Raw genomic sequence first — 24,044 nt, 5'->3', positions numbered from 1 at the left:
ACCACCCGACGACGAATGAGAGCGGCACCATGAGCACCGAGAGCCCGAGCGTCGAGACGCCGAGCACCCCCGCAGTCCGGCGCACCCACGCGAGGCTGGCCGACGGCCGCGACCTCTACTACTTCGACGACTCCGAGCCCTACGTCTCCGGGGCGGCCACCCGCCGCCTGGACGACCCGCGCCCGCTGCCCCCCCGCTTCGACCCGATCACCTCGACCGGGCCCGACGGCGAGACCGTCGTCGCACCCGTCACCGGCCCGACGATGCGCCTGGACGTGCTCACCGGCGAGTGGATCCCGCACGCCGCGCACCGCATGAACCGCACGCACCTGCCCGCAGCGGACTCCAACCCGCTCGCCCCGGCCAAGCCCGGCGCGGCCTACTCCGACGGCGAGATCCCCGCCGAGGACTACGACGTCGTCGTCTTCGAGAACCGGTTCCCCTCCCTCATGCGCGTCCCCGGGACGGTCGACGAGGTGAGCGACCTCGAAGGTGAGGCGCTGTGGAAGGTGCGCCCCGCCGTCGGGCGCTGCGAGGTCATCTGCTTCTCCCCGGACTCCGACAAGTCCCTCGCCCAGGTCAGCCCCACCCGGATGCGCACCATCATCGAGGCATGGGCGGACCGCACGACCGCGCTCGGCGAGGTCGACGGCGTCGAGCAGGTGTTCTGCTTCGAGAACCGCGGCAAGGAGATCGGGGTGACGCTCAGCCACCCGCACGGGCAGATATACGCCTACCCCTACCTCATGCCCAAGACCGACGTCATGCTGCGCCAGGCCCGTGCGCACCGCGCCGCGACCGGGCGCAACCTGCTCCGCGACGTGCTCGACGCCGAGCTGCGCTCGGGTCGGCGGATCATCGCCGAGTCCGCGCACTGGGTGGCCTACGTGCCCGCGGCCGCCCGCTGGCCCGTCGAGGTGCACCTCGCCCCGCGCCGCGACGCGGCCGACCTGCCGGCGCTGACCGACGCCGAGCGCACCGACCTCGCCGCCGTCTACCTCGAGCTGCTGGGCCGGATGGACCGGTTCTTCCCGGCCGCCGAGGACGGCACTCCGACCCAGGCGCCGTACATCGCCGCCTGGCACCAGGCCCCGGTCCGGGAGGGCCGCGACGACCTGCGCCTGCACCTGCAGCTCTTCTCGATCCTGCGCGCGCCGGGCAAGCTCAAGTACCTCGCCGGCTCCGAGTCCGGCGGCGGTGCGTGGATCTCGGACACGACGCCGGAGCGCATCGCCGACCGCCTGGTCGAGGTCGCGTCGGCGGACTGGGCCGATGTGGCCGGCGCTGGCGCCGAGTCCGACGCCGGCCAGGCAACCGGTGGCCACGCATGAACGCGCTCGACGTGGAGTGGCTCGACGCCTGGTCGGTCGAGGAGGGGTCCGCGCGCGCCGCGGCGCTCTTCGAGGTGACCTTCGGCGAGGCCCCGGCCGGGGTGTGGTCCGCGCCCGGGCGCGGCAACCTCATCGGTGAGCACACCGACTACAACGGTGGGCTGGTGCTGCCCTTCGCGCTGCCGCACCGCACCTACGCGGCCATGCGGGCGCGCGCCGACGGTCAGGTCCGCCTGGTCTCCGCGCAGGAGTCCGGCCTGGTCCGGGAGATCGCCCTGGCCGACGTCGCCCCCGGCGCGGTCGAGGGCTGGATCGGCTACGTCGTCGGCGTCGCCTGGGCCCTCGCCCAGGAAGGACTGACCCTCGGCGGCTTCGACGTGGCCATCACGTCCTGCGTGCCCTACGGCGCGGGCCTGTCCTCCTCGGCCGCGCTCGAAGGCTCGGTCGCGATGGGCCTGGACGCCCTGTACTCCCTCGGGCTCGGCAGCGACGACGCCGGGCGACAGCGCCTGGTCGCGGCGTGCATCCGAGCCGAGAACCAGATCGCCGGCGCACCCACCGGTGGCATGGACCAGGCCGCCGCGCTGCGCACCCAGGCGGGCCACGCCCTGCTGCTCGACTGCGCCAGCCTCGAGGTGCGTCAGATCCCCTTCGACCTGGCGGCCGACGGGCTCGCGCTGCTCGTCATCGACACCCGGGCCGAGCACCAGCTCGTCGACGGCCAGTACGCCGCGCGGCGCACGACCTGCGAGGCCGCCGCGGCCGTGCTGGGCGTGGGGACGCTGCGCGAGGTGACTGACCTCGCCGCCGCGCTGAGCACGCTCAGCGGACCCGACGCCGTCGCGGCGCTCGTGGCCGCAGGGCAGGACCCGCAGGTGACCGCCCGCCGGGTGCGCCACGTCGTCACCGAGATCGCCCGCGTCGAGGAGGTCGAGCGGCTGCTCGACGCCGGCCGGACGGCCGAGGTGGGTCCGGTGCTCACGGCCGCCCACGCCTCGTTGCGCGACGACTACGAGGTGAGCTGCCACGAGCTCGACGTCGCCGTGGGCGCGGCGATCGCCTCGGGCGCGCTCGGCGGCCGGATGATCGGGGGCGGCTTCGGCGGGTCCGCGATCGCCCTGGTGCGCGCCGAGGACGTCGAGCAGGTCGCCGGGGAGGTCGCCGCCGCGTTCAGCGCGGAAGGCCTCACCCCGCCGGCCTTCCTCGTCGCGGTCGCCTCCGCCCCGGCCGCCTGACGGTCGCCGCTGCCGGCTGGCCCTACGGGGCGTGCTCTTGACGACAGGGCGTGCCGTCAACAGCACGCTCCGTCGTCAACAGCACGCCCCGTACCGCTGAGCGCTCCCCGCCGGCGGGGACGAAGGTCCCCGGAAGAACCCCGACCTGGCGGGAAGGATTGACGTCTGGTGAATCCACCCAGCTGGCCACCTACCAGCCGGCCAACTAGACGTATCGGATCAAGTCCCCATGGTGACCATTGACGTCAGCAGCACGATGCAGGAATACCTGGACCGCACCGACTGGCGGGTCAACGCCAACGCGAACCAGGGGTACTCCTTGGGTGGGCTGATCCTCAACACCGCGGGCAAGGTCACCGCCAACTACTGGCTCTCCGAGGTCTACCCCGAGGCGGTCGGCGCCGCGCACCGCTCCGGTGACCTGCACATCCACGACCTCGACGTGTTCGGCGGGTACTGCGCCGGGTGGTCGCTGCGGATGCTGCTCACCCAGGGCTTCAACGGCGTCCCGGGCCGGGTCGAGTCCAACCCGCCCAAGCACCTGTCCTCGGCGATGGGGCAGATCGTCAACTTCCTCGGCACCATGCAGAACGAGTGGGCCGGCGCGCAGGCGTTCAGCTCCTTCGACACGTACATGGCCGCCTTCGTCCGCAAGGACGACGTGCCCTACGAGGACGTCAAGCAGGCCGTCCAGGAGCTCGTCTACAACCTCAACGTGCCGTCCCGCTGGGGCACCCAGACCCCGTTCACCAACCTCACCTTCGACTGGACCTGCCCGGCCGACCTCGCCGACGAGGTCCCGTTCATCGGTGACCAGGTCATGGACTTCACCTACGGTGACCTCCAGATCGAGATGGACATGATCAACCAGGCCTTCATCGAGGTGATGACCGAGGGCGACGCCTCCGGGCGGGTGTTCACCTTCCCCATCCCCACGTACAACATCACCGAGGACTTCCCCTGGGAGTCCCCGAACGCGACCCGCCTCTTCGAGATGACCGCGAAGTACGGGCTGCCCTACTTCCAGAACTTCCTCAGCTCCGAGCTCGAGCCCGGCATGGTCCGGTCCATGTGCTGCCGCCTCCAGCTCGACCTGCGCGAGCTGCTCAAGCGCGGCAACGGACTCTTCGGCTCGGCCGAGCAGACCGGTTCGATCGGCGTCGTGACGATCAACTGCGCCCGCCTGGGCTACCTGCACAAGGGCGACGAGCCCGCGCTGCTCACCGCCCTGGACACCCTGCTGGACCTCGCCAAGGACTCCCTGGAGATCAAGCGCGAGGTGGTCCAGCACTACATCGACGCGGGACTGTTCCCCTACACCCGTCGCTACCTGGGCACCCTGGACAACCACTTCTCGACCATCGGCGTCAACGGCATCAACGAGATGATCCGCAACTTCACCGCCGACCCGTGCAACCGCGACTGCAACCACGCCGACGACGACGTCACGACCGAGGCGGGGCACGCCATGGCCGTGCGCCTGCTCGACCACGTCCGCACCCGCATGGTCGAGTTCCAGGAGGCCACCGGCCACCTCTACAACCTCGAGGCCACCCCCGCGGAGGGCACCACGTACCGCTTCGCCAAGGAGGACCGCGCCCGCTTCCCCGGGATCCTGCAGGCCGGCACGGAGGACAACCCGTACTACACGAACTCCTCCCAGCTTCCGGTCGGCTTCACCGCCGACCCCTACGAGGCGCTCATGCGCCAGGAGGAGCTGCAGAGCAAGTACACCGGCGGGACGGTGCTGCACCTGTACATGTCGGAGCGGATCTCGACCGCGCAGGCCTGCAAGGAGCTCGTCAAGCGGTCGCTGAGCTCCTTCCGCCTGCCCTACATCACGATCACCCCGACCTTCTCGATCTGCCCCAGCCACGGATACCTCCAGGGTGAGCAGCCCACCTGCCCGCGCTGCGCCCTCGAGCGCCCGGGCGCCGAGCCGACGGTCTGCGAGGTCTGGACCCGGGTCATGGGCTACCACCGCCCCGTGAGCTCCTTCAACATCGGCAAGAAGGGCGAGCACGCCGAGCGGCTGATGTTCCAGGAGGCGCGGGCACGCACCTCCCGCGTCCTGGCATGACCGTGCCCGGCGCTGACGACCTCGCGATCGCCGGCGTCGAGCCCTTCTCTGCGTGCGACTGGCCGGGCCACCTCTCGGCCGTGGTGTTCCTGCAGGGCTGCCCGTGGCGGTGCACCTACTGCCACAACGCCTCGATCCTCGATCCCCGTGCCCCCGGGCAGGTCACGTGGGACTCAGTCCGGGAGCTGCTCTCCTCCCGCCGGGGCCTGCTCGACGCCGTGGTGTTCTCCGGCGGGGAACCCACCCGCCAGGGCGGCCTGGCCGACGCGATGCGTGAGGTCCGGGGGATGGGATTCGGCGTCGGGCTGCACACCGGCGGGGTCTACCCGCGCCGCCTCGCCGAGGTGCTGCCGCTCGTGGACTGGGTCGGCCTGGACATCAAGGCGCCAGTCGGCAAGTACGCCGCGATCACCGGCGTCGCCCACAGCGCCGACTCGGCCTTCGGCTCCCTGCAACGGGTGCTCGACGCCGGCGTCGCCGTCCAGGTGCGCACCACCCTCGACCCGATGGTCCTCGACGCCGACGACGTGGCCCAGATCCGCGAGACCGTCACGTCCCTGGGCGTCACCGACTTCGTCGTCCAGGAGGTGCGCACCGACGGCGCGAGCGAGGTCTTCGTCGAGCACCTCACCCGCCACCGCCGGGCGCACCCGGCCCACCGATCAGTCGAAGTGGCAGCCGACGTGGGCCGTCACGACACCGGCGACCGGACCATGCAGCGGTTCCCAGAGGGCGGTGAAGGTGTCGGCTTCAGCGCGGGTGCGGAACATCACCCCTATCCCTGAGCCGTCCATCAGGTCCAGCATCTCGGGGGTGACGCCCGTGACGCCACCGAGCCCTTCAGGGTCGGGCTGGCAGCTGAACGGGATGTTCCCGCCGAGGTAGCCGAGGTCGGCGAGACGGTCCTGGGCGGGGATGAGCTCAGGAGAGTTCTCGAGGGGCCACGCGCGGGCGCTCACCGCCAGCCACACGACCGTCTCGGGATCCACGTTGTCCCCACGGAAGGCGGTCGCCTCGTCGAGGTCCGTGGGCCACCCGGCAGCGAGCCCAGGGTGCCCCACGGACTGCCCGCCCGCGTCCATCCACAGCGTTGCAACCTGGTCGATGGCCGTGTACTTCTCTGGCCTGGTGGGCAGGTCGCCGGAGTCGTAGTCGGCGTACGGCACCCGCTGCGTGATGGTGAACTCCTGAGAGGCCCAGATCGAGTAGCGCCCGGGCGGGAGGGGAGCGGTGGCGTCGGTGCACAGGGTGTGCCGCAGGACCCCGGTCGTCGCCAGGTCGGTGAGCGCCGGCCCACCCATGTCGAAGGGCACGACGTCTTCGGAGACAGAGTCGACGGAGCCGACGACGACGCCGTCCTTGACCGCGACGAGGTGGGGTCGGGTAGCGGTCCCGATGAGCTCCTGGCCGCTGACGTTCGTGGCACTGATCCCCACAGTCTCACCCAGGGGCAGGTCCGCATCGGTCCCGCGGAGCGTGATCTGGAGCGGTCCCGAGGGAGCGTCCAGGACCGCCCCGCACTGCGGGAACACCGCATCGGGGTCGGCCGAGGGGAGGATCAACGGGAGCGTGGGCTCGCCGGTCACCGTCCCGTCCGCGTTCGACGTCCGGACCTTCCACGGCCCGCCGACCACGTCGGTCGTGGCGTTCGCGTCGTCAGCGGCGACCGTGATCGCCCCGTAGGCGTCATAGTCGCCAGCTGGTACCGAGGCGGGAGTCGTTCCATCGGCGTCCGGGCAGGCGACCACCCGGTCCTCGAGCAGGGTCTGGATCTCGTTGGCGGCGAGCGTCGACCCGGCCGAACCGCCTACCGGCACCTGTCCGACGACGGGAACCGCGACCACCACGCCGTCCTTGACCAGGTAGATCCCCGGGTTCTCTCCGGTCGTGAACGTGACCGGCTCGGCGCTCACGTTCCGCAGGTACATCGGGATGATCGAGGCCGCATCGGTGTTGATGGTGAATCGGGCATCCCCCTCGGCGTCGGTCATCTCGTTGCCCAGCATGAGCGCCCCGGAGGAGTTGGTGAGGTCACCGACCTGCCCGCCGCACTGCAGTCCTGTCAGGGGAGCGGGGGATTGGATGCTCGGGAACGGACGGTCGGGGAAGGTCGAGACCTCTTCGTGGCCGAAGTAGCCGATCGCGGCGGCTGTCGCGGCACCTGCGGCGGCGACACCGGCGATCGTGAGAGCGGAGACCGTGACTCGGCGGCGCCGGTGCAGGGCGGCGACGCGGTTCGTCGCACGCCCCGCGAGGAGCGTGGCGGGGGTGGCGTGGTCGGCTCCGGCGTTGGCGAGGTCCCGCAGTGCCGTGCGCAGGTCCTGGTTCATGGGTTCCTCGGCTTCGCGGTCGCGGTGGAGGTGGAAGTAGGCGGGGGCAGGGGCGGTCTGAACTTCTCGACCGCGCGCAGGTCGGAGACCACCGGGCGCGGCGAGGGCGGGCCCGCGCCGGGCGTCTTGCTCTCGGCCTCCGCAGCGTCACCGAGCGGACCGAGCAGGCCGTGCAGCGCCGCGTGGGCGTCGAAGAGGTGACGCTTGACGGTCCCGTCGGCGCAGCCGAGCGCCGCGGCGATCTGGGGGACGGTGAGGTCCTCGAAGTAGCGCAGCACCACGCAGGCCCGCTGGCGGGGGCTGAGCTTGTCGAGGGCGACGGCGACGTCGAGATGGGCCGAGACCTCGAGCTCGTGGCTCTCCTCGCGGTCGGCGATGCCCACCAGGTGCTTGATCCCCGACCAGCGCCGACGCCTGCGGTAGACGTCGAGGTAGATCGTGAGGATCGCGCGGCGGACGTAGCCCTCCGAGACCGAGGCGTCGGGTGTCGAGCGCGGGACGAACACCTTGACCAGGGCGTCCTGGACGAGGTCCTCCGCTTCCCGGGTGTTCCCGCACAGCAGGTAGGCGTACCCGATGAGCGCGCGGTGGCGCGTGCGCACCAGCTCGTGCAGATCGTCGTTCCAGTCCGGCATGGGGGCCCTTTCGTGGTCGTCACCCGTCACCCATCATGACGAACGGGCAGGTCAAAACGTTGGGGTGGTCCAGCGGAGGGCCCGCGCGCGCCGGCGACCGCCCCCGCTACACCTGCGTCTCGGGCGTTCACTGCGTAGACTTCCCGGCATCATCGCCGCGGATGTGACCTGCATCACACGGTGCGTGCGCTCGTCAAGGAGGACGAATGCTCGAGCTCGGATCATCCAGTGTCACGATCGTCGCCGTCATCGCCGTGATCGGCGCCCTCTGCCTGGTCGTGGCGGCCGTCCTGCGCAGACAGGTCCTCGCGGCGCCGGAGGGCACCGAGAAGATGCAGGACATCGCCCTCGCGATCCAGGAGGGAGCCTCGGCCTACCTCAGGAGACAGTTCCGCACCCTCGCCCTGTTCGCGGTGATCGTGTTCGGGCTGCTGTTCCTGCTCCCCGGCGACGGCGGCATCCGGATCGGTCGGTCGGTCGCCTTCCTCGTCGGGGCGGGGTTCTCCGCCTCGATCGGGTACCTGGGCATGTCTCTGGCGGTGCGCGCGAACGTGCGCGTGGCGGCGTCGGCCATGCGGCCGGGGGCACGGGAGGAAGGTGCCCGGATCGCGTTCCGCACCGGCGGCGTCGTCGGCATGTGCGTGGTGGGGCTGGGACTGCTGGGAGCGGCCGGGGTGGTGCTCGTCTACCGCGGGGACGCGCCCTCGGTGCTCGAGGGCTTCGGTTTCGGGGCGGCGCTGCTGGCCATGTTCATGCGGGTGGGCGGCGGCATCTTCACCAAGGCGGCCGACGTCGGCGCGGACCTGGTCGGTAAGGTCGAGCAAGGCATCCCCGAGGACGACGCGCGCAACGCGGCCACGATCGCGGACAACGTCGGCGACAACGTCGGCGACTGCGCGGGCATGGCCGCGGACCTCTTCGAGTCCTACGCCGTGATGCTCGTCGCGGCCCTCATCCTGGGCAAGGCGACCCTCGGCGAGGCGGGCCTGGTCTTCCCGCTCATCGTCACCGCGATGGGCGCCTTCGTCGCGCTGCTCGGGGTGTTCATCACCCGGGTGCGCGGGGAGGAGAACGGCCTGCGCGCGATCTACCGCGGCTTCTACGTCTCGGCGCTGCTGGGGGCCGTGCTCTCCGCGATCGCCGCCTTCGTCTACCTGCCGGCCACCTTCGCGGAGTCGCCAGGCACCGCGGACCTCACCGACGTGACGAGCGACCCGCGGGTGCTGGCGAGCCTCGCGGTCCTCATCGGCGTGGTGCTCGCGGGCATCATCTTGTGGGTCACCGGATACTTCACCGGCACGACGTCCAAGCCGACGCTGCACGTCGCGGCGACGTCGCGGACCGGGGCCGCGACCGTGGTGCTCTCCGGGATCGGGGTCGGCTTCGAGTCCGCGGTGTACACCTCCGGGATCATCGCCGCGGCGATCTGCGGGGCGTTCCTGCTCGCCGGCGGGTCCATCTGGCTCTCCCTCTTCCTCATCGCCCTCGCCGGCTGCGGGCTGCTCACCACGGTCGGGGTGATCGTCGCGATGGACACCTTCGGGCCGGTCTCCGACAACGCCCAGGGCATCGCGGAGATGTCCGGGGACGTCGACGCCGCGGGCGCGCAGGTGCTCACCGACCTCGACGCCGTGGGCAACACGACGAAGGCGATCACCAAGGGCATCGCGATCGCGACCGCTGTGCTCGCCGCGACGGCGCTGTTCGGCTCCTACGCCGACGCCGTGAGCGTGGCGGTGCGCGACATCGGCGCCGGCGCCGCCACGACCGGGCTCATCCCCTCGATGCTCAGCTTCGAGATCATCTCCCCGGTGACCCTGGTCGGGGTGATCCTCGGCGCGGCGACCGTCTTCCTCTTCTCCGGCCTGGCGATCGACGCGGTGACGCGCGCGGCCGGCGCGATCGTCTTCGAGGTGCGGCGCCAGTTCCGCGAGCACCCGGGGATCATGACCTACCAGGAGCGGCCCGACTACGGCCGGGTCGTCGACATCTGCACCCGGGACTCCCTCCGCGAGCTCGCGACACCGGGCCTGCTCGCGGCCTTCGCGCCGATCGCGGTGGGCTTCGGCCTCGGGGTGGGGCCGCTCGCCGGCTTCCTCGCCGGGGCGATCGGGGCCGGGGTGCTCATGGCCGTGTTCCTGGCGAACTCGGGCGGGGCCTGGGACAACGCGAAGAAGATCATCGAGGACGGCAAGTACGGGGGCAAGGGGTCACCCGCCCACGAGGCCGTGGTCATCGGGGACACCGTCGGGGACCCCTTCAAGGACACCGCAGGACCGGCGATCAACCCGCTGATCAAGGTGATGAACCTGGTGGCACTGCTCATCGCCCCGGCCGTGGTGACGATGAGCGTGCCCGCGGACGCCAACCACGTGCTGCGGATCGCGGTCGCGACGGTGGCTGCGGGCATCGCCTTCACGGCGATCATCCTCAGCCGGCTCCGGGTGGCCCGGATCGACGCCGCGACGGTCGACGAGGCGCCGGGGGAGGCGCGCGTGCGGCCGGTGGGGGCGCAGTCCCAGTCGCAGTCCCGGACGCAGCAGGGGAGCGAGGAGAACTCCACGCAGCAGGGGCAGTAGGTGCCCGCCCCGGTTGCGCCGGGGCGGGACCGCGCCCACGCTGCGAGGTATGAACCTCTCCCATCGCGGACCGCGGACGGCAGCACTGATCGGCGCGGCGCTGGTGTGCGCCGGTCTCGTCGGATGCACCGGGACGCGGTCTCCCGCGATCGTCTGCCCGGCCGGTCGGGACGTCCGCGACCTCGAGTCCTCGGCGTCGGCGGCGATCTCCACCGAGGCGATCGCGGCCGTGAACAACCTCGCCATGATGATGGACGAAGGTCGCCCGCCGGAAGAGATCCAGGCACACTGGGACACCGTGAACGACTTCATGAAGAGTGCCAACACCGAGCTCCAGGCCTTGGGTGACCCGACCGACCAGGTCGCCTTCGAGCGGGTCTGGGGCCCGTTGGCGCAGGAGATGGACAGCAGCGACGGGAACGTCGGTGCGGCGGTCGACGCGATCGTGGTCTACACCGACGAGCACTGCAGCGTCACGTCCGCCCGCACGGACGGGGCCTCCTGAGTGCGCCTGCTCAGCTACAACATCAAGAGTCTGCAGATCGACGCGGATGCGGTCCGTGACGTCATCGTCGAGACCGCCCCCGACGTCGTCGCCATCCAGGAGGCCACCCGCTACATGACCGGGGGCCGGCGGCGGATGCGCCGCCTCGCGGCCGAGACGGGCATGGTCTGCGTGGTCCCCGGCGGCAGCCCCTTCGGGGCATACACGACCGCGCTGCTCGTCTCGGCCGCGCTGGCACCGTCCGTGGTGAGCACGCGGGGACGGCCGCTGTCGTGGCGCTGGTGGCGTCGCCGGGACCGGGTGGCGTGGCCCACGCGGCGCGGCTGCGCCGTCGTCGACCTCGGCGACGTGGTGGTCATCTCAGTGCACCTGGGGCTGGTGGCGCGCGAGCGCGCGGAGCACTGCGTCGAGATCGCCGCGCTCGTGGAGCGGTTCGGCGCGCACCGGTGCATCGTCGCGGGCGACCTCAACGAGACCCCGGACGGGCCGTCCTGGGCGTCCTTGGGTCGCCGGCTGCGGGACGTGGCCGCCGGGTCGACCGAGGGGACCTTCCCCGTCCCGACCGGCCGACGCCGCATCGACGGGGTGCTCGTCGGCTCCCAGATCGTGGGAGGTCAGGTGAGCGTGGTCCGGACCGCGGCGGCGCTGGCAGGCAGCGACCACTTCCCGGTGCTGTGCGAGGGTCTGCAGGTGGTCTCGGTACCCAGGGGGTGAAAAAGTGCGACGGGCATGGGCACTAGTACCCTGGCGCGCCGTTTGCCCCGACCGCGCCGGACCGTGGAGTATGACTGTCATGACTACACACATGAAGCGCAAGTCCGCCGTCGCAGGTACCGCCCTTCTTCTGGGCGCCCTGCTCGCTGGGTGCAGCGGCGGCGCCTCGGTCGAGGAGTTCTGTGCCGACGGAAAGACCCTCCAGGACGGCGAGTTCCTCGACGACGTCGACCCCGCCGACGCCGACGCCCTCGACAAGGCCGTCGATGACGGGCTCGCCCAGATCAAGGCGATCGACGCCCCCGACGAGATCTCCGACGACTGGACCACCCTCACCGACGCCATGGACGAGTACCTCACCGCCATGAAGGACGTCGACGTGACCTCTGAGGAGGGCATGGAGAAGATGACCGAGATCTCGGAGGTCATGTCCTCGGACGAGGTCAACGAGGCCGGCGACAACATCGACACGTTCATCGCCGAGAACTGCGAAGCCTGAGCCTTTTTGTCCCAGCGCTTCACCTGACTGGAGGCGGCCCCCGTGCGGGGGCCGCCTCCAGCTGTCTGTGGGCGTCGGCCCCGGGCCTTCAGCCGCCCAGCACCGGCCAGGTGGTGCCCACCCCGAAGGCCGCCACGACGACGACGAGCGACCCGGCCAGCAGGACCGCGTCGCCCGCGCCGAAGCGCAGGTGGGCGAGGCGGATCCGGCGGCCCGCGTCGTCGCGCCGCTCGGTCGTGAAGCCCTTGGTCTCGAGCGCCTCGACCGTGGTCCGGGTGCGCTTGGCGGTGTTGAGCATGAGCGGGTAGAAGGACTCGACGACGATGAGCGAGACCCGCCGGGCGGTGCGCCAGCCGAGCAGCCCGTGCCGGGTGGGGCGGGGCCCGCGCAGGCGGTGCCCGTCGACGATCGTGTGGAACTCGTCGATCAGCAGCGGCAGCATCCGGTACCCGTAGCTGACCCCGAAGCCGAGCATCGCCGGGGCGCGCAGCGCCAGGAGCGCGTCGGAGAGCTTCTCCGGGTCGAGGGAGACGAAGGCAGCCATGCTCACCAGCGAGACCGTCCCGAGCTTGAGGGTGATGACGGTCAGCCCCTGGATCGCGGTCGCGTCTCCCTGCAGGAACCACACGAGGGCGAGGAGGTAGAGGCACTGCCCGGCGATCCCGAGCGTGAAGACCCCGAGCAGCAGCGGCCCGATCCGGGCCGCCAGGGCGGTCCCGGCGGCGAGGGTGAAGAGGAGGGCGAGGACGGTCGTGTCGTAGGTGAGCCACGGGGCGAAGGCGCACAGGGCGTACCAGAACAGGACCGCGCGCGGGTCGCGGCGGGCGAGGAAGCCGCCGCGGGTCGCGTAGGCCACCCGCATGAGCTCGAGCTTGATCCACTCGAGGGAGAGCCGGTCGCCCTCGGCCCGCCGGTGCCGGGTCTGCCGGCCCGGAGCGGGACGGCCGGGAGCGGGGCGGCCCGGGGCAGCGCCCGCGGCCAGGGCCGCGGGGGTGTCGACGACGCTGGTCATGGGAGTCTCCGGCTGGCGGTCGCGGGGGCAGTGAGGGAAGTGAGGGCGGGGACGGCGGGGCGTGCGGTGAGCCGGGCGGCGAGCTCGGGGACCGAGAGCGGGATCGGGTCCAGGCCGAGGGCCGCTCCGAGCTGGACGACCTGGGGCGGGACGAGGCGGGCGCGCTCGAGCAGGTCGGGTCGGGTGAAGAGGGTGCGCGGGTCGGTGTCGGCGATCACCTTGCCCTGGTCCAGGACGACCACGCGGTCGGCCCACTCGGCCACCAGGTGCATGTCGTGGGTCGCGATGACCGTGCACCGGATGTGCTCGGCGAGCGCGGCGAGCATGGAGATGACGTCGTCGCGGCTCCGCAGGTCCAGGCTCGAGGTGGGCTCGTCCAGCAGGAGCAGGCGGGGGCGCATCGCGAGCCCGACGGCGAGGGTCGCCCGCCGCTGCTGGCCGCCGGAGAGCAGGCGCCCGTCCCGGTCGGCCAGCGCGGTCAGGCCGACGCGGTCCAGCACCTCCTCGACGAGCTCGGCCGCGCCCGGAACCCGGCGTCCGACCGGGTGCATCGCGACGTCGGCGCGCACGGAGTCCTTGAGGAACATCTCCTCGGGGCGCTGGTGGAGGTAGCAGACGGTGTCGGCGAGCTCGGCGGCCGAGACGGTCCGGGTGTCGGTCCCGTTCACCGTGACGCTGCCGACGTCCGGGACATCCAGCCCGGACAGCAGCTTGAGCAGGGTGGACTTCCCGGCGCCGTTCGAGCCGACGAGGGCGACCCGCTCGCCCTCGCGTAGGTCGAGGTCGAGGCCCTCGATGACGGTGGAGCGGGGCCCGGAGAGGGAGCGGTAGGTGCGGGTGACCTGGCAGACGCGGGCGACCATCTCACCGAGCGGCGCCCGGGTCGGGTCCGTGCCCGCCGGGCCCGTTCCGGCGCCGTCTGCTCCGGCGAGGTCAGGGCCGGCGAGGTCCGCGCCGGAGGTGATGCCGCGCTCGCCCAGCCAGGCGAGCGCAGCCGGGACGGTCGAGGGGACCGGGCCGTGCGGCTCGAGGGCCCGGGCGACCGCGGTCACCTGCGGGGCCGGGATGTCGGCGGCCTCGAGCTCGTCGGTGCGGGCGAGGGCCTCGGCGACGGGCAGGTGCCAGCGCGGGACGCCGTCGGCCATGAGGACGACCGACCGGGCGTACCGGGCGACGAACTCGGCGTGGTGCTCGACGACGACGATCGTGATCCCGAGCTCCCGGTTGAGCCGGGTCAGGTGCTCGTAGATCTCCTGGGCGCGGTGGGGATCCACCTCGGCCACCGGCTCGTCGACGACGAGGACCGACGGGGTCAGCGCGAGCGCACCGGCGATGGCGGTCAGGTGCTGCTGGCCGCCGGAGAGCTGCCACGTGTAGCGGTCGGCGAGGGAGGTGATGTCGAGGGTCTCCAGGGCGTGGGCCGTGCGCTGCTCCCAGTCGGGGAGGCCGAAGTTCACCGGGGCGAAGGAGACGTCGTCGCGCACGGTGGGGCGCACCAGCTGGTTGCCGAAGTCCTGGAAGACGTACCCGACGTCGTGGGAGAGCTCGGCGACGCCGACCTCGGCGGTGTCCCGGCCCAGGACGTGCACGGACCCGGTGAGGTCCCCGGACCAGAAGTGGGGGACGAGCCCGTTGAAGGTCTTGCACAACGTGGTCTTGCCGGACCCGTTGCCGCCGACCACAGCGACGAAGTCACCCGTCTCGATCTGCAGGTCGACCCCGCGCAGGGTGTCCTGCTCGGCGCCGGGGTAGCGGAAGGTGAGTCCGCGGACCTCGATCGCCATGGTCGGCGCGGGCATCAGCGAGTGCCCTGGTCGGAGCGCGTGGTCGTGGCTGCGGCGGAGCGGCGCCGGGCCAGGGCCACGACGAGGCCGACGGCGGCGGCCACGGCCAGGGCCGCGATGGCCAGGGCCACCCAGATGAAGGTGGACCCGTACTCGTCGACGAAGTCCGGCTCGAAGGCGCCCAGCGTCATGATGCCGCCCTCGCGGCCGACGAACTCCTCCCACTGGGAGACGATGCCGATCCCGACGGCACCGAGCAGGGCGAGGAGGCCGATGAGCCAGAACGGGGTGCCGCGGGGGCCGACGAGGCGCGGAGGGTTCTTGGGGTCGCGCGGACGCATCCCCATGAGCGGCTCGATCTTGCCGTAGAGGCGCGGGGCGAGCCACATGGCGGGCAGGGCGCCGAAGAGCACGCCGGTGATGAGCAGCGCCATGACGAGCTCGAGCGACTCCGCGACGAGCACGGCCCGGAACAGCCCGTCCGACTCCTCGAGCGTCTCGGGGTCGATCCCGACGCCGACCTTGGCCAGGTCGATGATCGCGGAGGACACCTTGTCGATCGCCACCAGGGTGAAGGCGGCGACGGCGAGCTGGCGACGGTTGCGGGGGTCGCGCACGATGCAGCCGGCGATGTAGATGCCGAGCACCAGCTGCAGGAAGCCCTCGAGCTCACCGAGGCCGCCGAAGTCGCCGAGCAGGATGTCGGAGAAGATCATCTCCCCGAGCGCTGCGCCGACCGCGACCCACAGCGGGCAGAACAGGGCCGCCAGGACGACGGGGATGAAGGCGAAGTAGGCGACCTCGAACTCGAGGGGGCCGACCTGGACGCTCGGCACGATCCCGGTGACGATGTCGGAGATCCCGAAGAGCGTCATGGACAGCACGAGGACCATGAGCTTCTGTGAGCTGGAGATGTTGTCCGGGTCGTGCATCCGTCGGGGGGTGGTCCCCGGCGTGGTGGGCGCGGACGTGGTGGGCGGGGACTGACGGGCCGGGGCGCTGGTGCTCGCGGAGCCGTTCATGGCGTGCCTTCCTGGGGCAGTCGGTGCAGGTGGTGGTGCGGGAGGGTGGTGCGGGAGGGTGGTGCAGGTGGGTGGTGGTCGACGGTCGGGAGGATCAGGGGGTCACGGCGAGCGCCGCAGCCCACAGGGACAGCAGATCCCCGACCTCGCCGACGACGTGGTCGGGGGCGAGGACGCCGCTAGCGGCCTCGAGGGTCGCGTCCGGGCTCGAGCCGCCGCGCACGAGCACGACCGTCCCGACGCCGGCGCCCCGGGCCGCGAGCACGTCGCGGTGCGGCTTGTCCCCGACGAACCAGGCGCGGGCCGGGTCGGCGCCGAGCGCGGTCAGGGCGGTCGTGGCGGTCACCGGGTCGGGCTTGCGGCGACCGAGCTCGTCGGAGTAGACGTGCACGCCCACGAGGTGGTCGATGCCGTAGGCCTCGAGCTCCTCGCGGACCGCCCGACCGCAGACGGTGTTGGAGACGATCGCGACCGGAACGCCCAGGTCACGGGCCGACTCGAGGACCTCGCGGACCCCCGGGCGCAGCGTCGGGCGGCTCTTGGACCGGGCGTAGTCGAGCACGAGGGAATGGGCCTCGGCGCGCAACCAGTCGGTGATCCCGTCACCGAGGTGCGCCAGTGCCGGGCCGACGAGCTCGACCCAGAACGTCGTCGCGTCGATCTCGACCACGTCCGTCCCGTCGTCGCGCCCCTCGTGGCGGTCCTTCCAGGCGCGGTGGTGCACCCGTGCCCCGGCGACGGCGTCGGCGGCCGCGTCGGGGGTGAGCGAGTACCCGGCGGCGGCGAGGCGGTCGGAGAGGTGACGGGCGAAGGCGAGGCGCGCGGCGTCGTCGGGCGCGGAGGTGACGATCACGCCGCCGTGGTCGAGCAGGAGGGCGGAGGGGCGCCCGGCGGGCGCGGGCGGCATTGCTGGAGCTGGCGTTGCTGGGGCCGGGGCAGCCGGGGCAGCCGGGGCCGCGGGTGCGGCGTGAACGGCGGCCGGCCGGGCTGCCCGCAGCAGGTCGGCGATGCCCTCGGGGGTGTCCAGGACGGCGTCGGCGGTGTCGGTGACGGGGTAGGGCGGGGTGTCGCTGCGGTGGTGGCGGGTGAGGATGACGGCGCCGACGCCGGCGCGGCGCCCGGCGACGACGTCGCGGTCCAGGGTGTCCCCGACGTACCAGGTGCGGTCGGGGGTGGTGCGCAGGGCGCGGGCGGCCATCGTGATGATGCCCGGGTGCGGCTTGCGGATGCCGACCTCGTCGGAGTAGACCTGCACCCCGAAGGCCTCGGCGAGGCCGTGCGCGGCGAGCAGGGTGCGGTGGGCGCGCCCGGAGTGGGCGTTGGAGACGATGCCGAGGGAGATGCCGAGCTCGGTGGCCGTCGCGAGCAGCTCGGGGATGCCCGGGCGGACGGTGTGCTCGCTCAGGGTCGCGGTGAGGCGGGCCAGCAGGATGCCGGCGCTGCCGGCGAGGACCTCGCGGGCGGCGAGCGGCAGCGGCGAGGCGAGGAAGTCGTGCCATATCGTGCGGTGGTCCATCTCGGGGGGCGTCAGGCGCCGGCTCGAGGAGTTCTTCCAGTCCTTGAGGGCGGCGACGCCGCCGCGCAGGACCGGCTCGAGCTCGGCCGGGGAGTGCGTGTGGCCGGCGCGGGCCAGCACCTCGCTCAGGTGCGCGGCGACCTCGCCGTACCCTTCGGGGCGCTTGGTCGTCTGGAAGATGACACCCCCGAAGTCGAGGAGCAGCGCGTCGGGCCGGGTGCCCAGGCCGGACGCGCCGGCGAGGTGGGCGAGGTCGGCAGCGCCAGCAGCGCCTGCAGCCCTGTCGATGGCAGGGCTGGACGGGGCATCGGGGCGGTCGGGCCGGGGTGCGGGGCGGGTCACGTCGGTCATGGTCACGAGAGCACCGTAGGTACGCACGGCGACGTCCCGGCGACTCTCAGGTGTCCGTCGCACAAACACGGATCGAACTTCTGGAACGTTCCAGTCCTGGTGGTCCGTGGCCGCGGACGCGCTGTGTGACGGGGGAGAATGGACCCGTGACCCCACGCCCGACCCTGCTCGACGTCGCCGCCCACGCCGGCGTCTCCAAGTCGCTCGTCTCCCTCGCCCTGCGCGGGGATCCCGGCGTCAGCGAACGCACCCGCGCGCGCATCCAGCTCTCCGCCGACCACCTCGGCTACCGCTCCAACGCCCTGGCACGCAGCCTCAAGCAGGGCCGCACGATGCTCATCGGGGCTGTCATCTCGAGCCTGGACAACCCGTACCACACCGAGATCGTCGCTGGCGTGGAGGAGGCCGCCGAGGCTGCCGGGTTCTCCGTGCTGCTCGTCCACGGCTCCCGGGACCGCGGTCACCTGGCCCGCCACCTGGACACGCTGCTCGGGCTGAACGTGGACGGACTCGTGGTCGTCAGCTCCTGGCTCGAGGAGGAGCAGCTGCGGGCGGCGGCCCGCCGCGCCCCGGTGGTCATGGTCGGTCGTCCGCTCGGACCCGTCGACGGCGTCGACACGGTCACCAACGACGACGTCCGCGGCGCCGCGCTCGCGGTCGACCACCTCGTGGGGCTCGGCCGCACCCGGATCGCCCACGTGAGCGGTAGCAACCGGCCGGCCGGCCGGGCCCGCCGCGACGGCTACGAGCAGGCGATGGCCCGGCACGGGCTGGCCGGATTAGCGCGCGTGGTCGGCCCGGATGCCCTCGGCGACCTCCTCGCAGACGCCTATCAGGGAGTGTTCGCCCGCAACGACGTCGAGGCCTTCGACGTCCTCGACCAGGCGCACGGCCTCGACCTGTCCGTCCCGGGCGACCTGGCCGTCGTCGGCTACGACGACTCCTCCCTCGCGCTGCGGGCGCGCCCCCGCCTCACCAGCGTCCACCAGCCCCGGGGCCGGATGGGGGCGCTCGCGGTCGAGCTGCTGCTCGAGCGGTTGGCCGGGCGCACCGAGGACCGCCACGAGGTCCTCGAGCCCCGGCTCGTCGTGCGCGGCTCGACGGTCGCCGGGTAGGAAGATAGGGGCATGCCCCTCGGTGACCCCACGATCGACCCTCGCCTCCTGCCCCTGCTGCGCGACGACCTCGCGGCAGCCTCCTACACGGTCGACGGCGTGGAGGACCTCCTCGGTCCGCTCGCCGCCGCGGCCCTCCACCGGGAGCAGGCGGTCCCAGCGCTGCGGGTCGCGCGGGCCGCGCTCGCCGGAGGGAGCCCCGAGCCCCGCGCGGTGCTCACCGCACTGTTCCTGCTCGGGATGGAGGTCACCCGCGCGGACCTCGACGCGGCCTTGCCGGCGGTCAGGGCCGACGGCGCCGTCCGCCTGGGCCTGGTCGCGGCGGCGGGCTCCGGACCCGACGACGGCGTCCGCGCCCTGCTCGACCTGCGCCCCTACGCCGCGCACGACGCGACCGGGCCGGTGTCCTGGTGGCTGGCCTCGGACCTGGGCGAGCTCGTGACCGGGCGCCGCCTGGCCGCTGACCACGTGCTCGGGGCCGGCGGCGCCTCGATCACGCTCGCCCAGGTGACCATGCGCACCCCGGTCGAGCGGGTGCTCGACCTGGGCACCGGCTGCGGAATCCAGGCCCTGCACGCCTCCCGGCACGCCGGGTCGGTCGTGGCGACCGACATCTCCCGGCGGGCGCTGGCCTTCGCCGAGTTCAACGCGGCCCTCGACGGGGTACGTCTCGACCTGCGCGAGGGGTCGATGCTCGAGCCCGTCGCGGGGGAGCTCTTCGACCTCGTCGTGTCGAACCCGCCGTTCGTCATCACCCCCCGGGCCGCGGGCGCCGGGGTCATCCCGGACTACGAGTACCGCGACGGCGGCCGCGCCGGGGACGACCTGGTGCGGGACCTCATCCTGGGCGTCGGCGACGTGCTCGCCCCGGGCGGGGTCGCCCAGCTCCTCGGCAACTGGGAGCACCGCCGCGGGGAGGGGTGGACCGAGCGGGTCGGCGGGTGGCTGGACGAGGCAGGGCTGGACGGCTGGGTCATCCAGCGTGAGGTCCTCGACCCGGCCGAGTACGCCGAGACGTGGATCCGGGACGGCGGCACCACCCCCGAGCGCGAACCCGCGGAGTGGGCCGCGTCCTACGAGGCGTGGCTCGACGACTTTGCGACCCGCGACGTCGAGGCGGTCGGCCTCGGGATCGTCACCCTGCGCAAGCCCACCGGTCAGGGCACGAGCCTGCGCCGGCTCGAGGAGCACACCGGCTCGGTCCGCCAGCCCCTCGGCGCCCACCTGGCCGCCTCCCTCGCGGCCCACGACTGGCTCGCGGCCCGCGACGACGCCGCGCTCGCGGCTGCATGCCTGACCGTCGCCCCCGACGTCAGCGAGGAGCGCTACCTCACCCCCGGAGCCGGGGACCCGAACGTCGTCATCGTCCGCCAGGGCGACGGGCTCGGCCGCGGGATCCAGGCCTCGGCCGGGCTGGCCGCGCTGGTCGGGGCGAGCGACGGGGAGCTCACGGTGGGCCAGCTCACGACGGCGATCGCCTCCCTCTTCGAGGTGCCCGCCGGTGAGCTGGCCGGTGAGCTGCTGCCCGCCGTGCGCGGCCTCGTGCGCGACGGTTTCCTCACCCCCGCGGAGCTCCTCCCGGCCCCCTGATCCCTCGGCCGCAGTCCGCCCACCCCCTCCGCTGAGTGCGGCCGAACGGCTGCCCAAACCGGACATCAGGCAGCCGTTCTCCCGCACTCAGCGGGGTGTGGCGCGGGGCAGGCTCACCTCGAAGGTCGCCCCGGTGCCCGGGGAGGGGGCGGACCGGACGGTGATCTCCCCGCCGTGCGCCGACACGATGGCCTGGACGATCGCCAGCCCGAGCCCGGTCGAACCGCCGCCGCGGTTGCGGGCAGAGTCCCCGCGGCTGAAACGCTGGAACAGCGACGGGGCCAGGGACGGCGAGACGCCCGGTCCGTCGTCGGACACGGCGACGACGACCCGGTCGCGGTCGGGGCGCACCGACAGGACCACGGTGGTCCCGGGCGGAGTGTGCACGCGGGCGTTGCCGAGCAGGTTGGTGAACACCTGACGCAGGCGGGCCTCGTCACCGGTGACGACGGCGTCGGTGGTCTCGACCGGCGCGGCCCCGTCGTCGTCGTCGGGCAGCTCGAGGCGCCACAGGTGGGCGCGGCTCGCCGCGTGGGCGTCCGCTGCCGCGTCGATCGCCAGGACCGTGAGGTCGACGTCGGCGCGCTCGAGCGGGCGCCCCGCGTCCAGCCGGGCGAGCAGCAGCAGGTCCTCGACCAGGGCCCCCATCCGCAGCGCCTCGGACTCGATCCGGTCCAGCGACCGCAGGGTGTCGGGGGGCACGACGTCGGGGGACCGGCGGACCAGCTCGGCGTACCCGCGGATGGAGGCCAGCGGTGTCCGCAGCTCGTGGCTCGCGTCCGCGACGAACTGGCGCACCTGGGTCTCGGACTCGTGCCGGGCCGCCAGGGAGCTCTCGACGTGGCCGAGCATCCGGTTCAGGGCCGCGCCCACGGTCCCCACCTCGGTCCGCTCGTCGGTGTCGCCCGGATCGACGCCCTGGATCCGCACCACCTCGCCGCGGTCCAGCGGCAGCTCCGAGACGCGCATGGCGGTGTGCGCCACCCGCTCCAGCGGCCGCAGCGAGCGCCGCACCAGGAGGGTCGCGGCCGCTGCGGCCACGCCGGCCGCGGCGGCGATGAGCATGATCTCCACCACGACGTAGGACTGCAGCGGTTCGTCGGCCGTCGTGGTCGGCACGGCCGTGATGACCCGGTCGCCGCTCGCGGTCGTGGCGGAGATCGCCCGGTAGGACCCGAGGTCGCTGAGGTGGACCGGGTGGATGCGCCCGTCGGTCGGGACCGCCGTGAGGTCGGCGAGCTGGGCGTCGGTCAGGTCGGTCATGGTGCCGGAGTCGTCCGGGTAGGCGGCCTGGACGATGTCCTCCCCGGAGAAGAACACGTCGATGGTGCCGGCGCCCTGGCCCGGGATCTGCCAGGGGAGCTGGTCCTGGCCGGGGATCAGGTCGGAGGGCAGGTCGGGTAGCTGATCAGGTGCCTGGAAGGTGGGTGACTCCGTGAAGGTGGGTGACTCCGTGCCGGACGGACGGTCCAGCCCCCGGGGCGGGCTCGTGGCACGCTCGTTCGCGGACTGCAGCTGGGAGTCGACCTGGTCGAGCAGCTGGCTGCGCAGCGCGAGGGTGGACACGACCGCCAGGACCGCGCAGATGAGGAGAACCAGGCTGATGACGAGGGCGACGAGCTGGCGGCGCAGGGTCCACGGACGTCGTCGGCGGTCCACCGACGCCGACGCCGACACCGGGGCGGTGGTGGATGCAGCGGCCGGAGCCGGGCTCACGCGGCCGGTCCGGTGGGCTTGAGGACGTACCCCACCCCGCGCAGCGTGTGGATCATCGGTTCGCGTCCGGCGTCGATCTTGCGCCTCAGGTAGGAGATGTAGAGCTCGACGATGTTGGCCTGCCCACCGAAGTCGTACTGCCACACCCGGTCGAGGATCTGCGCCTTGGACATCACTCGGCGGGCGTTGCGCATGAGGTAGCGCAGCAGCTCGAACTCCGTCGCGGTGAGCGCGATCTCCACCCCGGCCCGGGTGACCTCGTGAGAGTCCTCGTCGAGCACGAGGTCGCCGACGACGAGGGTGGCGTCCTCGCGTGCCGCGTTCGCCCCGGCGCGGCGCAGCAGCCCGCGCAGCCGCGCGACCACCTCTTCGAGGCTGAAGGGCTTGGTGACGTAGTCGTCACCGCCCGCGGTGAGTCCCGCGACGCGGTCCTCGACCGCATCTCGGGCGGTGAGGAAGAGCACCGGCACGGCCGACTGGTGCGCACGGATGCGGTGCAGCACCTGCAGCCCGTCGATGTCCGGCAGCATGATGTCGAGCACGATCACGTCGGGGGACACCTCCCGGGCGAGCGTGACCGCGCTCTGCCCGGTGAGCGCGGTCGAGACGTCCCAGCCCTCGTAGCGCAGCGCGGAGGTGAGCAGATCGGCGAGGTTCGGCTCGTCGTCGACCACGAGGACCCGAAGCGGGCTGCCGTCGGGGCGTGTCAGGCGCGGCTGCGCCGCCTGGGTGAGGCGCGGCTGCCCGGGGCGGGGGGCGTCGGCGGGCGCGGAGGTGGGGGTGACCATGTGTTCATGGTGCACCCCGCCCTCGGGGCGCGCCTGAGCGCCACCTATGAGCAACCTGTGAATCGAGGCCTATCGTTCCCACCTTTTCGACGTGATCTTCGCCGGACCGCCACAGGTCTGGCATACCGTTGCCTGGTGAGACCCGACGACGCGACCCGACTGCTGCCTGTGACCGATCACCCGGAGTCCCCCTCGCTCGCGGCCCCGACCAGCCCGAACACCGCGCCCACTGTGCCCACCCCGCCCACCCCGACTACTGCGGCCCCCGCGGTGCGGGTCGGCCCCCGCGTGCTCGCGGTGCTCATCGCGCTCGCGGCGGCGGTCGCCACCGCCGCGATCTGGCGCGCCTTCGTGGGGACGCGGCTGGGTCAGATCGTCGAGGAGATCACCTACGAGGGCGCGGTCCACGGGCGGAACCAGCTGTGGACCGTCGCGGAACCGCTGCTCGATGTCGTCTCGATCACCTTCGTGGTGGCGGGCACCATCGCGGCGATGGGCGTCGCCCTCGTCCGGCGTCGGTGGAGCCTGGCCGCGCAGGTCGCGGTGGTCGTGGTCGGCTCGAACGTCACGACCCAGCTGCTCAAGAACGTCGTCTTCGACCGTGCGGACCTGGGCACCGAGAGCTGGTGGGGCAACTCCCTGCCGAGCGGCCACACGACCGTGGCCGCCTCGGTCTCGGTCGCGCTCGTGCTCGCGGTGCCGCGCGCGGCCCGGCCCGTCGTCGCGCTGCTCGGTGCGGCCTACACCGCCGCGACCGGCGTCTCCACGCTCGTGGGGCAGTGGCACCGGCCCAGCGACGTCGTCGCTGCGCTCACCGTGGTGCTCTGCTGGGGGGCCCTGGCCTGCGCCCTGACCACCCGGACCGCGCTCGACCCGGCCCGCCCGGCCGCGGCCGGCTCCAACCGCTACGCACAGCGCGGTTCGGGCTACTCCTGGACCCTCACGGTGCTCGCTCTGGTCACGATCGGCTGCGCCGCGGCGGCGGGGTGGGCGCTCCAGAAGACGGCCTCGGTCGTGGAGTCCGGCGCCGCGGTCACCCACAACGTGGAGGTCGTCGCGTACGTGGGCGGGGCATGCGGCGTGGTCGCCGCGACCGCCGCGGTCTTCGCCCTGCTCCTGGCCCTCCGTCAGGCTGTGGCGCGTCCCACTGCAGGCCTTTCGGTGTGACGAGCGTGCGCTGAGGCCGTAGGCTGCCGAGTTGAACGCCTCTCGCAGCAGACGCTGCTGCTGACCGAGCGCCGA

General features: G+C 72.7%; 18 protein-coding genes. 11 read left to right on the top strand and 7 right to left on the bottom strand.

The features are described from left to right. Nucleotides 1-29: 29 nt before the first annotated feature. The 4 genes from galT (at nucleotide 30) to ACWA15_RS16405 (ending at nucleotide 5,431) form a co-directional block, all read left to right on the top strand. Entirely contained in the window at nucleotides 30-1,331 is a 1,302-nt protein-coding gene (gene galT / locus ACWA15_RS16420; RefSeq protein WP_464056578.1) for a galactose-1-phosphate uridylyltransferase, read from the top strand. Further along, on the top strand, nucleotides 1,328-2,566 hold the full coding sequence (gene galK / locus ACWA15_RS16415) for a galactokinase (RefSeq protein ID WP_464056577.1): 1,239 nt from the start codon (nucleotides 1,328-1,330) through the stop codon (nucleotides 2,564-2,566). The genes galT and galK overlap by 4 nt, the downstream gene beginning before the upstream one ends. 229 nt (nucleotides 2,567-2,795) lie before the next feature. Then, nucleotides 2,796-4,646: a ribonucleoside triphosphate reductase gene (locus ACWA15_RS16410; protein ID WP_464056576.1), complete on the top strand. Its 1,851-nt coding sequence runs from the start codon at nucleotides 2,796-2,798 to the stop codon at nucleotides 4,644-4,646. After that, the gene (locus ACWA15_RS16405; protein ID WP_464056575.1) at nucleotides 4,643-5,431 is read left to right on the top strand and encodes an anaerobic ribonucleoside-triphosphate reductase activating protein; all 789 of its coding nucleotides are present in this window, start codon (nucleotides 4,643-4,645) and stop codon (nucleotides 5,429-5,431) included. Before ACWA15_RS16410 ends, ACWA15_RS16405 begins: the two co-directional genes overlap by 4 nt. Before the next feature lie 1,541 nt (nucleotides 5,432-6,972). Here ACWA15_RS16405 and ACWA15_RS16400 read toward each other — a convergent pair. After that, complete coding sequence (locus ACWA15_RS16400; protein WP_464056574.1) at nucleotides 6,973-7,611, bottom strand: RNA polymerase sigma factor; 639 nt, start codon at nucleotides 7,609-7,611, stop codon at nucleotides 6,973-6,975. Nucleotides 7,612-7,817: 206 nt separating this feature from the next. On the opposite strand from ACWA15_RS16400, the gene ACWA15_RS16395 reads away from it, so the two are divergent. The 4 genes from ACWA15_RS16395 (at nucleotide 7,818) to ACWA15_RS16380 (ending at nucleotide 11,908) form a co-directional block, all read left to right on the top strand. Further along, nucleotides 7,818-10,190 (top strand): sodium-translocating pyrophosphatase, encoded by a 2,373-nt coding sequence (locus ACWA15_RS16395; protein ID WP_464056573.1) that lies wholly within the window; start codon nucleotides 7,818-7,820, stop codon nucleotides 10,188-10,190. Nucleotides 10,191-10,239: 49 nt separating this feature from the next. Further along, entirely contained in the window at nucleotides 10,240-10,695 is a 456-nt protein-coding gene (locus ACWA15_RS16390; protein ID WP_464056571.1) for a hypothetical protein, read from the top strand. Next, nucleotides 10,696-11,409, top strand: a complete 714-nt coding sequence (locus ACWA15_RS16385) for an endonuclease/exonuclease/phosphatase family protein (protein ID WP_464056569.1) — start codon at nucleotides 10,696-10,698, stop codon at nucleotides 11,407-11,409. A 79-nt stretch (nucleotides 11,410-11,488) separates the two neighbouring features. After that, entirely contained in the window at nucleotides 11,489-11,908 is a 420-nt protein-coding gene (locus ACWA15_RS16380; protein WP_464056568.1) for a hypothetical protein, read from the top strand. Nucleotides 11,909-11,996: 88 nt separating this feature from the next. On the opposite strand, the gene ACWA15_RS16375 is transcribed toward ACWA15_RS16380, so the two are convergent. The 4 genes from ACWA15_RS16375 to ACWA15_RS16360 form a co-directional block, all read right to left on the bottom strand. Then, complete coding sequence (locus ACWA15_RS16375; RefSeq protein WP_464056567.1) at nucleotides 11,997-12,920, bottom strand: energy-coupling factor transporter transmembrane component T family protein; 924 nt, start codon at nucleotides 12,918-12,920, stop codon at nucleotides 11,997-11,999. After that, nucleotides 12,917-14,719 carry an ABC transporter ATP-binding protein gene (locus tag ACWA15_RS16370; protein ID WP_464056566.1) on the bottom strand — a complete coding sequence of 601 codons (1,803 nt, stop codon included), beginning with the start codon at nucleotides 14,717-14,719 and terminating at the stop codon, nucleotides 12,917-12,919. Before ACWA15_RS16370 ends, ACWA15_RS16375 begins: the two co-directional genes overlap by 4 nt. After that, nucleotides 14,719-15,726: a DUF8171 family membrane protein gene (locus ACWA15_RS16365; protein ID WP_464056565.1), complete on the bottom strand. Its 1,008-nt coding sequence runs from the start codon at nucleotides 15,724-15,726 to the stop codon at nucleotides 14,719-14,721. The genes ACWA15_RS16370 and ACWA15_RS16365 overlap by 1 nt, the downstream gene beginning before the upstream one ends. A 94-nt stretch (nucleotides 15,727-15,820) precedes the next feature. After that, nucleotides 15,821-17,593 carry an HAD family hydrolase gene (locus tag ACWA15_RS16360; RefSeq protein WP_464059546.1) on the bottom strand — a complete coding sequence of 591 codons (1,773 nt, stop codon included), beginning with the start codon at nucleotides 17,591-17,593 and terminating at the stop codon, nucleotides 15,821-15,823. Nucleotides 17,594-17,739: 146 nt separating this feature from the next. Here ACWA15_RS16360 and ACWA15_RS16355 point away from each other — a divergent pair, with 146 nt between their 5' ends. After that, nucleotides 17,740-18,708 carry a LacI family DNA-binding transcriptional regulator gene (locus tag ACWA15_RS16355; RefSeq protein WP_464056564.1) on the top strand — a complete coding sequence of 323 codons (969 nt, stop codon included), beginning with the start codon at nucleotides 17,740-17,742 and terminating at the stop codon, nucleotides 18,706-18,708. Nucleotides 18,709-18,720: 12 nt separating this feature from the next. Beyond that, the gene (locus ACWA15_RS16350) at nucleotides 18,721-20,298 is read left to right on the top strand and encodes a DUF7059 domain-containing protein (RefSeq protein WP_464056563.1); all 1,578 of its coding nucleotides are present in this window, start codon (nucleotides 18,721-18,723) and stop codon (nucleotides 20,296-20,298) included. Between the two features lie 87 nt (nucleotides 20,299-20,385). Here ACWA15_RS16350 and ACWA15_RS16345 read toward each other — a convergent pair whose 3' ends face one another. Continuing rightward, nucleotides 20,386-22,014, bottom strand: a complete 1,629-nt coding sequence (locus tag ACWA15_RS16345; RefSeq protein ID WP_464056562.1) for a sensor histidine kinase — start codon at nucleotides 22,012-22,014, stop codon at nucleotides 20,386-20,388. Further along, on the bottom strand, nucleotides 22,011-22,802 hold the full coding sequence (locus ACWA15_RS16340) for a response regulator transcription factor (RefSeq protein WP_464056560.1): 792 nt from the start codon (nucleotides 22,800-22,802) through the stop codon (nucleotides 22,011-22,013). The genes ACWA15_RS16345 and ACWA15_RS16340 overlap by 4 nt, the downstream gene beginning before the upstream one ends. 135 nt (nucleotides 22,803-22,937) lie before the next feature. Between ACWA15_RS16340 and ACWA15_RS16335 the strand changes: the two genes are divergently transcribed. Next, nucleotides 22,938-23,969, top strand: coding sequence for a phosphatase PAP2 family protein (locus ACWA15_RS16335; RefSeq protein WP_464056559.1), 1,032 nt, complete (start codon nucleotides 22,938-22,940; stop codon nucleotides 23,967-23,969). The last annotated feature ends 75 nt before the right edge of the window (nucleotides 23,970-24,044 follow it).

This window comes from Sanguibacter sp. TS_SC_8 (assembly GCF_055361235.1).
Note: the sequence above shows the minus strand (reverse complement) of the source record. Positions and strands in the feature narration are given on the sequence as shown.

Excerpts from the sequence above, each read along its gene's own strand:
- ACWA15_RS16350 (WP_464056563.1), top strand. The coding sequence starts at position 18,721 with ATGCCCCTCGGTGACCCCACGATCGACCCTCGCCTCCTGCCCCTGCTG.
- galK (WP_464056577.1), top strand. The coding sequence starts at position 1,328 with ATGAACGCGCTCGACGTGGAGTGGCTCGACGCCTGGTCGGTCGAGGAG.
- ACWA15_RS16375 (WP_464056567.1), bottom strand. The coding sequence starts at position 12,920 with ATGACCAGCGTCGTCGACACCCCCGCGGCCCTGGCCGCGGGCGCTGCC.
- ACWA15_RS16365 (WP_464056565.1), bottom strand. The coding sequence starts at position 15,726 with ATGAACGGCTCCGCGAGCACCAGCGCCCCGGCCCGTCAGTCCCCGCCC.
- ACWA15_RS16395 (WP_464056573.1), top strand. The coding sequence starts at position 7,818 with ATGCTCGAGCTCGGATCATCCAGTGTCACGATCGTCGCCGTCATCGCC.
- ACWA15_RS16340 (WP_464056560.1), bottom strand. The coding sequence starts at position 22,802 with ATGGTCACCCCCACCTCCGCGCCCGCCGACGCCCCCCGCCCCGGGCAG.
- ACWA15_RS16410 (WP_464056576.1), top strand. The coding sequence starts at position 2,796 with ATGGTGACCATTGACGTCAGCAGCACGATGCAGGAATACCTGGACCGC.
- ACWA15_RS16360 (WP_464059546.1), bottom strand. The coding sequence starts at position 17,593 with ATGACCGACGTGACCCGCCCCGCACCCCGGCCCGACCGCCCCGATGCC.
- ACWA15_RS16370 (WP_464056566.1), bottom strand. The coding sequence starts at position 14,719 with ATGCCCGCGCCGACCATGGCGATCGAGGTCCGCGGACTCACCTTCCGC.
- ACWA15_RS16390 (WP_464056571.1), top strand. The coding sequence starts at position 10,240 with ATGAACCTCTCCCATCGCGGACCGCGGACGGCAGCACTGATCGGCGCG.
- galT (WP_464056578.1), top strand. The coding sequence starts at position 30 with ATGAGCACCGAGAGCCCGAGCGTCGAGACGCCGAGCACCCCCGCAGTC.
- ACWA15_RS16405 (WP_464056575.1), top strand. The coding sequence starts at position 4,643 with ATGACCGTGCCCGGCGCTGACGACCTCGCGATCGCCGGCGTCGAGCCC.
- ACWA15_RS16400 (WP_464056574.1), bottom strand. The coding sequence starts at position 7,611 with ATGCCGGACTGGAACGACGATCTGCACGAGCTGGTGCGCACGCGCCAC.
- ACWA15_RS16380 (WP_464056568.1), top strand. The coding sequence starts at position 11,489 with ATGACTACACACATGAAGCGCAAGTCCGCCGTCGCAGGTACCGCCCTT.